11 protein-coding genes are annotated in these 12,414 nt (G+C 61.3%); 5 read left to right on the top strand and 6 right to left on the bottom strand.

What is annotated here, in order from left to right; all coding sequences use genetic code 11:
• Positions 1-55 precede the first annotated feature (55 nt).
• The 4 genes from QCBJ_RS16250 to QCBJ_RS16235 are packed head-to-tail and all read right to left on the bottom strand — an operon-like array spanning position 56 to position 3,199.
• Positions 56-796, bottom strand: coding sequence for a hypothetical protein (locus QCBJ_RS16250; RefSeq protein ID WP_046034882.1), 741 nt, complete (start codon positions 794-796; stop codon positions 56-58).
• Positions 797-799: 3 nt separating this feature from the next.
• On the bottom strand, positions 800-1,387 hold the full coding sequence (gene lpoB / locus QCBJ_RS16245; protein ID WP_015886479.1) for a penicillin-binding protein activator LpoB: 588 nt from the start codon (positions 1,385-1,387) through the stop codon (positions 800-802).
• Positions 1,388-1,422: 35 nt separating this feature from the next.
• Positions 1,423-1,794 carry a YcfL family protein gene (locus QCBJ_RS16240; RefSeq protein WP_015886478.1) on the bottom strand — a complete coding sequence of 124 codons (372 nt, stop codon included), beginning with the start codon at positions 1,792-1,794 and terminating at the stop codon, positions 1,423-1,425.
• A gap of 10 nt (positions 1,795-1,804) precedes the next feature.
• Entirely contained in the window at positions 1,805-3,199 is a 1,395-nt protein-coding gene (locus QCBJ_RS16235; protein ID WP_015886477.1) for a COG3014 family protein, read from the bottom strand.
• Positions 3,200-3,466: 267 nt separating this feature from the next.
• On the opposite strand from QCBJ_RS16235, the gene QCBJ_RS16230 reads away from it, so the two are divergent.
• Together QCBJ_RS16230 and QCBJ_RS16225 are read left to right on the top strand one after the other, a co-directional pair.
• Positions 3,467-5,362, top strand: a complete 1,896-nt coding sequence (locus QCBJ_RS16230) for an FTR1 family protein (protein ID WP_102061193.1) — start codon at positions 3,467-3,469, stop codon at positions 5,360-5,362.
• Between the two features lie 2 nt (positions 5,363-5,364).
• Entirely contained in the window at positions 5,365-5,820 is a 456-nt protein-coding gene (locus QCBJ_RS16225) for a YaiI/YqxD family protein (protein ID WP_015886475.1), read from the top strand.
• Between the two features lie 370 nt (positions 5,821-6,190).
• Here the strand turns inward: QCBJ_RS16225 and elbB are convergent, their stop codons facing one another.
• Complete coding sequence (gene elbB, locus QCBJ_RS16220; RefSeq protein WP_102061192.1) at positions 6,191-6,856, bottom strand: isoprenoid biosynthesis glyoxalase ElbB; 666 nt, start codon at positions 6,854-6,856, stop codon at positions 6,191-6,193.
• A 116-nt stretch (positions 6,857-6,972) separates the two neighbouring features.
• On the opposite strand from elbB, the gene QCBJ_RS16215 reads away from it, so the two are divergent.
• Positions 6,973-8,208 (top strand): sterol desaturase family protein, encoded by a 1,236-nt coding sequence (locus tag QCBJ_RS16215; RefSeq protein WP_015886473.1) that lies wholly within the window; start codon positions 6,973-6,975, stop codon positions 8,206-8,208.
• Here QCBJ_RS16215 and QCBJ_RS16210 read toward each other — a convergent pair.
• The gene (locus QCBJ_RS16210; protein ID WP_015886472.1) at positions 8,189-8,824 is read right to left on the bottom strand and encodes a DedA family protein; all 636 of its coding nucleotides are present in this window, start codon (positions 8,822-8,824) and stop codon (positions 8,189-8,191) included. The two genes, QCBJ_RS16215 and QCBJ_RS16210, sit on opposite strands and share 20 nt — an antisense overlap.
• A 207-nt stretch (positions 8,825-9,031) precedes the next feature.
• On the opposite strand from QCBJ_RS16210, the gene hemB reads away from it, so the two are divergent.
• Positions 9,032-10,045, top strand: coding sequence for a porphobilinogen synthase (gene hemB, locus QCBJ_RS16205; RefSeq protein WP_093542616.1), 1,014 nt, complete (start codon positions 9,032-9,034; stop codon positions 10,043-10,045).
• An 18-nt stretch (positions 10,046-10,063) separates the two neighbouring features.
• Positions 10,064-12,286, top strand: coding sequence for a polyphosphate kinase 1 (gene ppk1, locus QCBJ_RS16200; protein ID WP_015886470.1), 2,223 nt, complete (start codon positions 10,064-10,066; stop codon positions 12,284-12,286).
• Positions 12,287-12,414 lie beyond the last annotated feature (128 nt).

The following is a 12,414-nucleotide window of genomic DNA, read 5'->3' as shown; positions in this document are numbered from 1 at the left end:
TTCGCGAGCAAGCCCGCTCCCACATTGATTTTGCGTTGCCTGTGAGTACCAGGTTTCAGCGCAAAATCTTCGGTGCTTCATCCCTTGGCAGGTTGTTGCGTAGCGGTGGCTGGCCGGGGTCTTGATACCCACCACCCAACTGTTCCGCCAACTGCCGGGCCACATCTTCACCCAAGGCTTTCGACACTTCCTTCACCACGCGCGGCCGGTTCAGGCTCACGCGTATGTCACGGCTGTTCACCAGCTTGGTGTCCTGGCCTTCACCCATGGCGGTAAACGCCGAGGTGATCTCGTAGGTGCGCGTATTGATCAGGCTGAAATCCGCCACCAGCGTCAGGCCCAGCACCGCCGAGTAGCTGTTGGTGTGGTCCAGGGCGTTGATGTCCTGGGTGAAGTCGATGTCTGACAGTGTGCCGAACAGCACATAGTCGGCGCCCTTGAAATTACCGGCCTTGATGCGTTTGATCACGTCGTAGACGTCACCCTTGGCATCGGCGGTGTAGGGCGTGCCCTGCACCAGTTGGAACTGCCGGGACTTGAGGATCTCGCCCTTGATATCACCGCTGAATTTACGCAGCTCGGTCTGTTCGATGTAGCTGGTACGGCTTTCGTACTCGCTGTAGTTCGACGCCCCACTGGCGTGGTAAGCGCTGGCCTGGAAGTTGTTGCTCGCCGAAACCTGGTGGATGTATTCCTCGACCCGCGCCTCGTAGGCCAGGTCGGTCACCGCGATCTTCGGGGCGGCCGAGGCGCCGAAGGCACACAGCAGGCCGATCATGCCGATCCATGCACGCATTACTTAGCGCTCCGTGGTTTTGCGGATTTCTTTTTCGTCCATCCATTCGGCCAGGCCGCTCTCGACGTCGATCAGCTGCAGGCTGAATTTGTAGAACACGTCCTTGTAGTCCGAGCTGCGCTTGACGATGGAGCTGATGGAGCCTTCCAGGCGGTACTTGGCAGCGACCATATTGCCGGTCTTGCTGACGGTGGACTTCTTGTACAGGCCGCTCTGGTTCTGCAGCTTGAGCTGGTCGACCTGGCTCTGCATGTCGGTGTTGTCGCTGGCAAAGCGTGCGGTGCCGGTCTTCATCAGTTGGGTCTTGATCGACGTGGTGATTTCACGGGTGTCGATGTACTCACTGGTCTTGTTCTTCACGTCGTATACCTGCACCACCGGACGGCCTTGCAGGATGCCGGACTGAGCCAGGGAGCGGGTCATGCTTTCGGCGATCATCTGCAGGTCGGTGGAACCGAACTCATTGGTCACCAGTTCCACTGCCTTGGTATCGCCGTAGCTGATGTTTTTACCGCCCAGTACCGGGGAGGTGTTGGCGCAGCCGCTGGCCAGGACGGCGACGACGGCAAGGATCGAGAAGCGTGCAAACATTGGGAAATCTCTCAGCAGCAAAAAGGATGGACGGCTCAAGGGGTTTTCACTTCAAGACGGAAGTCCGCCGCCTGCGGCACATTGGCAATCGCAGGCAGGAAGGTCGCCTGGTTGGCGTACAGGTTCAGCACTTTCCAGGTTTCTTCATCGCCCACCGGGAAGCCGTCGGCACCCAGCCAGGCAAAGCGGTAATACATCATCTGGTTGCTGCTGGTGATGTTGCTCAACTGCACCTTGGCAGTGAGGAAGCCGTTCTCGCGGGCCACGCGAATGGCACCGACCGCGATGCCCTTGAACTTGCCCATCACCACGATTTTGCTCGCGGCGCTGCCAGGCTCCGGCGGCGGCGGGGTGGCACAGCCGGCCAGCAGGACCAGCGCCAGGGCGCCGAGGATGAAATGACGCATAACGTGCTCCTTAAGGTTGTTTGAGGGCGATGGCCTGGTTGGCGGTGTTCGGCTCCACGTGGGCGGCCAGGCCGCCGGCGAATACCTGGTTGCCGACCACGCGCAGGGTGATGACCTGATAACGCTGATCGGCCTTGACCGTCACCCGCGTGCCGCCCAGGGCGTTGGGCAGACTGACCTGATGCTCGCCATGCTTGAGGCGCAGGCGGGTCACCTGGGTCAGGTCCGGCAGGGTACGCCACGTGCGGGTGTCGGCGCCTTCGGTGACGGCCGAGGCGATACCCAGCACCAGGCCCGCCATGGGGTTGGTCTTGTTCAGGTTGTTTTGCGCCACGCCACGGGTGACCGCACGCACGGTGGTGCGCAGGATGATCCCCGGCATGTCATCGCGCAGGGCGCGGCGGGACATGGCCGTGGTGCTGTTGAGTGCAGTGAGGTTCTGTTGCTGGCCGTCGACGCCAATCTGCGCGAAGGTTGCGGTGGACGTATCAGCCTTGATCACCGGGAACGACAGCGGGGTGATCACCAGGTTGCCATTGATCGGGATCGGCAGCGGCAGGCGAATAGAGTCGCGGGCTGGTGCCAGGCCGCTCTGTACCACGATCAGCACGTCGGTTTCATCGGCGCCGACCTTGGATTTGTCCAGGTCCAGCAGGGCCTTTTCCAATAATGGCGTGTTGGGGCGCAGTTCAACGGCCTTGCGATAGCCGGGTGCCGCCAGGTCTTTTTCGCCGAGGGCTTCGTAGACAAAGCCAGCCAGGTAATGGCTGAACGCACTCTGGTAGCTGTTTTTCAGGCCGACCACTTCCGGCGCGTCCAGGGTTTCCACCGGGTAGCCGCGCAGGTCTTTCATCTGGGTGGTCACGCCTTCGCGCTGGGCTTCGTCCTCGCGCTTGAGGTATTCCTTGTCCCGCAGGTCGGCGATCACGGCTTCACGTTCATGGGTTTTCTTGATTTCGGTGCGTGCGCCGTCGAAGTCGTTCAGGGCCAACAGGTTCAGGGCCATCTGCGTGGTCAGCATGACCTTTTCGTAGTCATAGCCTTCGTAGCGCCGCACCTTGTCATTGGCCAGGAAGCTGCCAAATTGGGCGAGGTACCTGGCGCTGTCGAACTTGACCGACTCTTCCCACTTGTAGACTTGCAGGTCGGCGCTGCGCCAGGCGGTCTGGCTGCCGGTCAAGTCACCCTTGGCACGCAGCAGCTCGCCCTTTTCGAAGAAATAGAGCAGGTCCTTGTCGTCGCCGGTGTTGTTCTTTTCCAGCAGGGTCAGGGCGGCGTCGACATTGCCGGTGGCCAATTGCTGATTGGTGGCTTGCAGCTCGGTATCGTAGCTGCGGAACATCGAGCAGCCGGACAACAAGGTCACCGCCGCGAGCGCGAGCGAGGGTAAGGCGCGAAATGCCATGCAGACTTCTTCCCTGAAAGTATCAACCGATGTGGTCATTCCTCATAAAAACGAGGAATGAAATTCCCTTTCGCACTAACAGGGCGCGGCATTATAAGCACCATTACTGGCAAAACAATGGCTTTTTGCCCCGACGAAGTCGCCAAACGCCACTAGTCCGCTTCTAAAAATGCCCCGCCCCCACCAACACCCAATCACTTACGCCTTGAGTCAAACCCATTAAGGCTCAACAATGTGTTACTTCGTATTTCCCTTTGAGATTCGTTCATGACTGCCCCCTTCCGTTTTCTCGCCTGGCTGATGTTGCCGGCGTTGATGTCGTGCAGCTTCAACCTGATGGCCGCGACTGCCGAGGGCGCCCCACAAGCCCTGCATTTGCTGGACTACATTGGCGCTGACTATCCTCCGACGGTGGAGGCGGGCAAGGTTATCGATGAATCCGAATACCGCGAACAACTGGAGTTTCTCGGCGTGTTGCAGGGCCTGGTGGCAGAACTGCCACAACGCCCGGAGCGCGCGGCGTTGGTCAAGGGCGTCGACGAACTGTTAGCGGCTGTAACTGCCCATCAAGACGGCGCGACAGTCGCTCGCCAAGCCCGTCAATTGGGCGCCCAGTTGGCCGTGGCCTATGAAGTCAGCCAGGCCCCGGCGATCACCCCTGATCCCACGCGCGGTGCGCCGCTCTACGCCCAGCATTGTTCGGTATGCCACGGCACTGCTGGCGCCGGTGACGGCCCGGCCAGCGTAGGCATGACGCCGCCACCCGCCAACCTGCGGGACGCCGTACGCCTGGACCGCCTGAGCCTTTACGCGATCTACAACACCCTTGGCCTGGGCGTCGAAGGCACTGACATGCCGTCCTTCGCCGACCAACTGGACGACCGCCAGCGCTGGGACCTGGCCACCTACATCGCCGGCTTCACCGCCGACCCGGCCGCTGCGAAAAGCGAGCAACCGTTCAACCTCGCCGACCTGGCCCGCCAGACCCCCAATGAAGTGCTGGCCGCCAGCGGTCCCGCGGCTGCCGCGACGTTCCGCGCCCAGCGTGCGCAACCGCCGCAGGTCAAGCGTGGCCCGGCGCAGTTGCTGGACTACACCGCCAGCACGCTGGACAAGAGCCTGGCGGCGTTCCAAAAGGGTGACCACGAACAGGCTTACGACCTGTCGGTGGCCGCGTATCTGGAAGGTTTCGAGCTGGTAGAAAGCTCGCTGGATAACGTTGACGCCAACGTGCGCAAGGACACCGAGAAGGCGCTGATGGCCTACCGGCAGTCGTTGCAGGACGGTTTGCCGGTCGAGCAGGTGCAACAACGCCTGGACGTGGCCAAGGGCAAGCTCACCGAGTCTGCCGGCTTGCTAGGCAGTGATGGCCTGAGTTGGTCGTTGAGCTACATCTCCGGCTTGCTGATCCTGTTGCGCGAAGGCCTGGAAGCGATCCTGGTGCTGGCCGCGATCCTCGCGTTCCTGCGCAACACCGGCCAGCAGTCGGCGGTGCGCAGCGTCAACGTCGGTTGGGGCCTGGCGCTGTTGGCGGGTCTGGCGACCTGGGCGTTGGCGGCGTATGTGATTGACGTGAGCGGCGCCCAGCGCGAATTGCTTGAAGGCTGCACAGCCCTGTTCGCCAGTGTGATGGTGCTGTGGCTCGGCGTGTGGATGCACGATCGCCGCCACGCCGCCGCTTGGCAGGACTACATCAAGAGCAGCCTGGTGGGCGGCGGCGGGCGGTTCGGCTTTGCGATGCTGGCGTTCTTCTCGGTGTACCGCGAGTTGTTCGAAGTGATCCTGTTCTACGAAACCCTGTGGCTGCAAGCTGGCCCGGCCGGGCACAACGCGGTGTTGGCCGGTGGCGCCACGGCGCTGGTGTTGCTGGTGGGCCTGGCGTGGGTGATCCTGCGCGGTTCGGCGAAGCTGCCGCTGGCGTTGTTCTTCGGGATCAACGCGGCATTGTTGTGTGCACTGTCGGTGGTGTTTGCCGGGCATGGCGTGAAGGCGTTGCAGGAGGCCGGCATTTTTGGCACGCGGCCGGTCGCCTTCTTTGACTTCGACTGGCTGGGCATCCACGCCGATGCGTACTCGCTGAGTGCGCAGGCCGTGGCGATCCTGGCGATTGTGGTGCTGTATGGCCGCAGCCGTTTGGCCGAGAAGCGCCGGGTGATGGCTTAAGTATGCGGGTGTGGATCGATGCCGACGCCTGTCCTCGGGCGGCCAAGGACCAAGTGGTGAAGTTTGCCCTCAAGCGCCAGTTCGAAGTGGTACTGGTGGCCGGTCAGAGCCAGATTAAGCCGAGCTTTTCTTGCGTGAAGTTGATCGTGGTGCCCAGTGGCCCGGATGCGGCGGATGACTACCTGGTGGAACACGCGGTGCCCGGCGAGTTGGTGATCTGCAGCGATGTGCCCCTGGCCGACCGCTTGGTGAAAAACGGCGTCACGGCCCTCGACCCACGCGGCAAGGAGTTCAGCCCGGCGAACATGAGCGAACGCTTGGCGGTGCGCAACCTGTTCACTGATCTGCGTGAGCAAGGCCAGATGGGCGGAGGGCCACCGCCGCACGGGGAGAAGGAGAAGCAGGCGTTTGCCAATGCGTTGGACCGGATCCTGACGCGGTTAATGCGCCAGGCCTGACCCTTTGGCGGGGTAGGTGTGCCGAGCAGGCTTGTTGTGGTGAGGGTGCTTGTTGTGGTGGTCAGGCTTGTTGTGGTGAGCGGGCTTGTGTGGTGCGGGCTTGTGTGGTGAGCGGGCTTGCCCCGCGCTGGGCTGCGCAGCAGCCCCAATTCAGCCGACGCGGTGAGTCCGTTAGAACATGACTGCCGGGTTTAGGGCGGCTTCGCCACCCAGCGCGGGGCAAGCCCGCTCACCACAACAAGCCCGCTCACCACAACAAGCTCGCTCACCACACAAGCCCACCCACCCACAAGCCTACTCACAACAACAGGCCTGCTCACAAAACAGGCCCGGTCACCAGAACAAGCCCGCTCACCACAGTAGGGGGCTATCAGTCGTTCTCGTGGGTCAGTTCCAGCACCCGGTCAACCAGCTTGTTGATCCCCGATGCGACCTCGCTGATGTTCTTGCCGAGCATATAGGCCGGCGTGCTCACCAGCTTGCGTGCCGTGTCTTCGACGATATCTTCCACCGCACATTCCAGGTGTGTGGCGCCCATCTTGTCCAGCGCGGCAGCGGTGTCGGCACAGTTGCCGATGGTGCAGGTCACGCCTGGGCCGTAGATTTTGGCCGCCAGGGCCGGTGAAATGCAGATCAGCCCCACAGGCTTGCGTGCTTCGGCAAACGCCTCGGCCAGTTCCAGCACTTGCGGGTTGACGCTGCAGCCGGCGCCTTCAACGGCAAAGTTCGAGAGGTTTTTCGCCGCGCCGAACCCGCCGGGCACGATCAGCGCATCGAAGTCTTCGGCGTTGGCGTCGCGAAGGTTCTTCACGTTACCCCGTGCGATCCGGGCCGACTCCACCAGTACATTGCGCGACTCGGGCATCTCTTCGCCGGTGAGGTGGTTGATCACGTGCAATTGCGCGATATCCGGGGCAAAACATTGGACCTGAGCGCCACGCTGGTCCAGGCGCAGCAAGGTGATCACGCTTTCGTGAATCTCTGCGCCGTCGTACACGCCGCAGCCGGAAAGGATCACTGCAATCTTTTTGCTCATGGGCATTTCTCCTGGGTTCTTGGCGTTAAATGTCTACTAATTTGTCATCTGTTGCCAATGGGATCTCGCGCCGCTGCACCTAATCTTGATGTAACAAAAATAGACCGGACCAGACCATGGACTTTGTGCCTTACGCGGTACCGTTTTTCGTCGTCTTGATCATCGTGGAGCTGCTTGCCGACCGTTGGCGCGGCGAGCGCAACTACCGGGTGGCGGATGCTATCAACAGCCTCAGCACCGGGGTGTTGTCGACGACCACGGGGTTGTTGACCAAGGGTGTGGGGCTGTTGACCTACGCGTTCGCCCTCAAGCATCTCGCTGTCATCGAACTGCCTGCCCAAAGTGTCTGGACCTGGGTGTTCGCGTTTGTGTTCTACGACTTTTGCTATTACTGGCTGCACCGCATGGGCCACGAGCGCAACATCCTGTGGGCCGCGCACTCGGTGCATCACCAGAGCGAGGACTACAACCTCAGCACCGCACTGCGCCAGACCAGCACCGGCTTCCTGCTCAGCTGGATCTTCTACCTGCCCCTGGCTGTACTGGGCGTGCCATTGGTGGTGTTTATCAGCGTGGCATCGCTCAATTTGCTGTATCAATTCTGGGTGCACACCCGGCATGTGCCGAAGCTCGGCTGGTATGAGTGGTTTTTTGTCACGCCGTCCAATCATCGGGCCCACCATGCACAGAACGCTCTCTACATGGATCGCAACTACGGCGGGGTGTTCATTATTTGGGACCGACTGTTCGGCACCTTCCAAGAGGAAGACGACAACGAGCCGGTGATTTTCGGCGTGACCACGCCGCTGGCCAGCTGGAATCCGCTGTGGGCCAACCTGCAGTTTTATGCACAGTTATGGCGTGACGCACGGCGCACCGAGAGCCGGTGGGACAAGCTGCGCATCTGGTTCATGCGCACCGGCTGGCGCCCGGCTGACGTGAAGGCCAAGTACCCGTTGGCCAAACATGACTTGAGCCAGTTCCGCAAATTCGAAGTCCCGCTGGGTGTGCGCCAGCAGGTCTATATCGCCCTGCAGTTTGCGGCGTATGTAGGTTTTGGCAGCTATTTGATGAATGTTGGCGAAGGCTTGCCCACGGCGGCGTTGATCCTGGGCTGGAGTGCGATGGCGCTGGGGCTGTTTACGTTGGGCGTGGCCCTGGAGAACCGCCCGTGGGCGTGGAAGGCCGAGCTTTTGAGGCTGGCACTGAATGTGCCGCTGGTATGGCTGGCGCCGTTGACCGGGCTATGGCCCGCCAGCAACCTGGGCTGGCTGGGCCTGCTGAGCTACAGCCTGCTCAGCGTGATCGGCCTCTATTGCTGCAGAGGCCGGTTTACTCGACTGGCGTCTTAGGGGCTTCGACAGGGGCGGGTTCGGCGGCCAGTCGGGCCTTGGCTTCGGCGCAGGCCTCACGGGCAATACGCGCATTCTTGAAGCGGCGGCGCAGCCACAGGCCGAAGCCCAGTACCAGCAACGCACCCAATACCCACAGCTCATATTTCTTGACGCTACCGAGCATGCCTTCCAGTACGGCACCGAAGTGATACGCCGCAGCACCCAGGGCGGCAGCCCAGATCGCGGCTCCAATACCGTTGAGGATCAGGTAGCGCAGGGGTGGGTAGCCGGAAAGGCCGATCGCCACCGGCATGACCGTGCGCAATCCGTAGACAAAGCGAAAGCTCAGCACCCAGATATCCGGATGTTTGCGGATATGCTCCAGGGCCTTGTCGCCCATCAACTGCCAGCGTGGCTTGCGCGCTAACAGCTTGCGCCCGTGTTTGCGGCCCATGTAATACCAGAGCTGATCGCCGGCGTAGCTGCCGAAAAAGGCAACCACGACCACCAGGTTGATATCCATGTACCCACGGAACGCCAGGAAGCCTGCGAGCACCAAGATGGTCTCGCCTTCGAAGAAGGTGCCTAGGAAGAGGGCAAAGTAGCCGAAGTCATGCAGAAATTGTTGAAGCATGGTCTGGGTGCTGGCGAAATGAACGCGCAGCCTACGCCTTCACGAAGATTCATGAAAGTATCGAGATGTGTCACGAAGTGAACAATTCCTACGGAAATGACGAATGCGACTACAGGTCGCATCGTTAAGCACAACTGTCATACCTTCGTCATAATGGCCGCTTATAACTGCAACGCTCGCCCGTGAACCCGGGCTCAGGAGTCTGTCGTGAGCTTTACCCCTGCCAATCGCCTGTTTCCCGCCACCCGTCTGCGTCGCAATCGTCGAGATGATTTCTCTCGTCGCCTGGTACGTGAAAACGTGCTGACGACCAACGATCTGATCCTGCCGGTGTTTGTGCTGGACGGTGAAAATCGTCGCGAAGCAGTGGCTTCGATGCCCGGTGTGGAGCGCTTGACCATTGACCTGCTGCTTGAAGAAGCCGCCGGTTGGGTCGAGCTGGGGATTCCGGCATTGGCGCTGTTCCCGGTCACGCCGCCTGAACTCAAGTCTTTGGATGCTGCCGAAGCCTGGAACCCGGACGGGATCGCACAGCGCGCCACCCGTGCCTTGCGCGAGCGGTTCCCGGAGCTTGGGGTGATCACCGACGTGGCGTTGGACCCGTTCACCACCCACGGGCAGGATGGCATTCTTGACGAAGACGGCTATGTTCAGAACGACATCACTGTCGACGCGCTGGTAAAGCAGGCGTTGTCCCACGCAGCGGCAGGCGCCCAGGTGGTTGCACCGTCGGACATGATGGACGGCCGCATCCAGGCGATCCGCGAAGCCCTGGAGCTGGCCGGTCACGTCAACGTGCGGATCATGGCTTACTCGGCCAAGTACGCCAGCGCCTATTACGGCCCGTTCCGCGATGCGGTGGGCTCGGCGCTGAACCTGGGCAAGGCCAACAAGGCTTCGTACCAGATGGACCCGGCCAACAGCCATGAAGCCCTGCACGAAGTGGCGGCCGACCTGGCCGAAGGCGCTGACATGGTGATGGTCAAGCCGGGGATGCCTTACCTGGACATCCTTTACCGGGTCAAAGAAGAATTCAAAGTGCCGACTTTCGTCTATCAGGTCAGCGGCGAATACGCGATGCACATGGCTGCAATACAGAATGGATGGCTGAGTGAAGGGGTGATCCTTGAATCCCTGACAGCCTTTAAACGCGCCGGGGCTGATGGCATCCTGACTTACTTCGCCGCCCGCGCCGCCCAATTGCTTAGAGAGCAACAATAGCCCTCACAGGAACACTCGATGAATACCGAAGGACTCACAGAAGTTGCCGTAAAAGACGCTCACCCGGTGGTTGAACAGGTCAGCGAGACCCCGCCGGAGCACGAGCCTGCCGCGCCGGTCGTGGTCGCCGAGCCGCCCGTACCGGCCCCGGTGGTCGCCGTGACCAACCTGGATGACAGCAGCCTGTACATCCACCGCGAGCTGTCACAACTGCAATTCAACATCCGCGTGCTGGAGCAGGCGCTGGATGAGTCCTATCCGTTGCTGGAACGGCTGAAGTTCCTGCTGATCTTCTCCAGCAACCTGGACGAGTTCTTCGAGATCCGCGTCGCCGGCCTCAAGAAGCAGATCACCTTTGCCCGCGAGCAAGCCGGCGCCGATGGCCTGCAGCCGCATCAGGCCCTGGCACGCATCAGCGAGCTGGTACACGGCCATGTGGACCGCCAGTACGCGATCCTCAATGACATCCTGTTGCCGGAACTGGAAAAACATCAGGTCCGCTTCATCCGCCGCCGTCACTGGACCACCAAGATCAAGACCTGGGTGCGCCGTTACTTCCGTGACGAGATTTCCCCGATCATCACCCCGATCGGCCTCGACCCGACTCACCCGTTCCCGTTGCTGGTGAACAAGAGCCTCAACTTCATCGTGGAGTTGGAAGGTATCGACGCCTTCGGTCGTGACTCCGGCCTGGCGATCATCCCGGCGCCGCGCCTGTTGCCACGGATCATCAAGGTACCCGAAGAGGTGGGGGGCGCTGGCGATAACTATGTATTCCTGTCGTCGATGATCCATGCGCACGCCGATGACCTGTTCCAGGGCATGAAGGTGAAGGGCTGCTACCAATTCCGCCTGACCCGTAACGCCGACCTGGCGCTGGACTCCGAAGACGTCGAAGACTTGGCCCGTGCCCTGCGCGGTGAGCTGTTCTCGCGGCGCTACGGCGATGCGGTGCGCCTGGAAGTGGCCGACACCTGCCCCAAACACCTGTCGGACTACCTGCTCAAGCAATTCAACCTGTCCGAGTCCGAGCTGTACCAGGTCAATGGCCCGGTGAACCTGACGCGCCTGTTCAGCATCACCGGCCTGGACAGCCACCCGGAGCTGCAATACACGCCGTTCACCCCGCAGATCCCGAAGCTGCTGCAAAACAGCGAGAACATTTTCAGTGTGGTGAGCAAGCAGGACATCCTGTTGCTGCACCCGTTCGAGTCCTTCACCCCGGTGGTCGACCTGCTGCGCCAGGCTGCCAAGGACCCGCACGTCTTGGCCGTACGCCAGACCCTGTACCGTTCCGGCGCCAACTCGGAAATTGTCGACGCCTTGGTCGACGCCGCGCGTAACGGCAAGGAAGTCACCGCGGTGATCGAGCTGCGTGCGCGGTTCGACGAAGAATCCAACCTGCAGCTGGCCAGCCGTCTGCAGGCGGCGGGTGCGGTGGTGATCTACGGCGTCGTGGGCTTCAAGACTCACGCCAAGATGATGCTGATCCTGCGCCGTGAAGCCGGTGAGATCGTGCGTTACGCCCACTTGGGCACCGGCAACTATCACGCCGGCAACGCCAAGCTCTACACCGACTACAGCCTGCTGACGTCCGACGATGCCTTGTGTGAAGACGTCGGCAAGTTGTTCAGCCAGCTGATCGGCATGGGCAAGACCTTGCGCATGAAGAAGCTGCTGCACGCGCCGTTCACCCTCAAGAAGGGCATGCTCGACATGATTGCCCGCGAAACCCAGTTCGCCCTGGAGGGCAAACCGGCGCACATTATTGCCAAGTTCAACTCGCTGACCGATCCGAAGATCATCCGCGCGCTGTACAAGGCCAGCCAGTCCGGCGTGCGTATCGACCTGGTGGTGCGTGGCATGTGCTGCCTGCGTCCGGGCATTGTCGGGGTGTCGCACAACATTCATGTGCGCTCGATCATCGGCCGCTTCCTGGAACACACACGGGTGTTCTACTTCCTCAACGGCGGCGAGGAGCAGATGTTCCTCTCCAGCGCCGACTGGATGGAGCGCAACCTCGATAAGCGTGTGGAGACCTGCTTCCCGGTGGAAGGCAAGAAGCTGATCATGCGGGTCAAGAAGGAGCTGGAAAGCTACCTGACCGACAACACCCACAGCTGGAGCCTGCAGTCGGACGGCCGCTACGTGCGCAACACACCGACCGGCAACCAGAACCCGCGCAGTGCGCAGGCGACGCTGTTGGAGAAGTTGGGTAGCCCGATCCTGTCGGTGAATTAATCCAGGCTAACGCGACCCCATGTGGGAGCAGGCTTGTTGTAGCGAGCAGGCTTGTGTGGTGAGCGGGCTTGCCCCGCGCTGGGCTGCGAAGCAGCCCTAAAATGAAACGCCGCATTCTGTCTGACAGA

Origin of the sequence: Pseudomonas sp. QC2 (genome assembly GCF_002859085.1) — a bacterium.
Lineage (GTDB): Bacteria > Pseudomonadota > Gammaproteobacteria > Pseudomonadales > Pseudomonadaceae > Aquipseudomonas > Aquipseudomonas petroselini.
Note: the sequence above shows the minus strand (reverse complement) of the source record. Positions and strands in the feature narration are given on the sequence as shown.

Bases quoted from the DNA above. Each gene is read 5' to 3' on its own strand.
- QCBJ_RS16250 (WP_046034882.1), bottom strand. From the start codon at position 796: ATGCGTGCATGGATCGGCATGATCGGCCTGCTGTGTGCCTTCGGCGCC.
- lpoB (WP_015886479.1), bottom strand. From the start codon at position 1,387: ATGTTTGCACGCTTCTCGATCCTTGCCGTCGTCGCCGTCCTGGCCAGC.
- QCBJ_RS16240 (WP_015886478.1), bottom strand. From the start codon at position 1,794: ATGCGTCATTTCATCCTCGGCGCCCTGGCGCTGGTCCTGCTGGCCGGC.
- QCBJ_RS16235 (WP_015886477.1), bottom strand. From the start codon at position 3,199: ATGGCATTTCGCGCCTTACCCTCGCTCGCGCTCGCGGCGGTGACCTTG.
- QCBJ_RS16230 (WP_102061193.1), top strand. From the start codon at position 3,467: ATGACTGCCCCCTTCCGTTTTCTCGCCTGGCTGATGTTGCCGGCGTTG.
- QCBJ_RS16225 (WP_015886475.1), top strand. From the start codon at position 5,365: ATGCGGGTGTGGATCGATGCCGACGCCTGTCCTCGGGCGGCCAAGGAC.
- elbB (WP_102061192.1), bottom strand. From the start codon at position 6,856: ATGAGCAAAAAGATTGCAGTGATCCTTTCCGGCTGCGGCGTGTACGAC.
- QCBJ_RS16215 (WP_015886473.1), top strand. From the start codon at position 6,973: ATGGACTTTGTGCCTTACGCGGTACCGTTTTTCGTCGTCTTGATCATC.
- QCBJ_RS16210 (WP_015886472.1), bottom strand. From the start codon at position 8,824: ATGCTTCAACAATTTCTGCATGACTTCGGCTACTTTGCCCTCTTCCTA.
- ppk1 (WP_015886470.1), top strand. From the start codon at position 10,064: ATGAATACCGAAGGACTCACAGAAGTTGCCGTAAAAGACGCTCACCCG.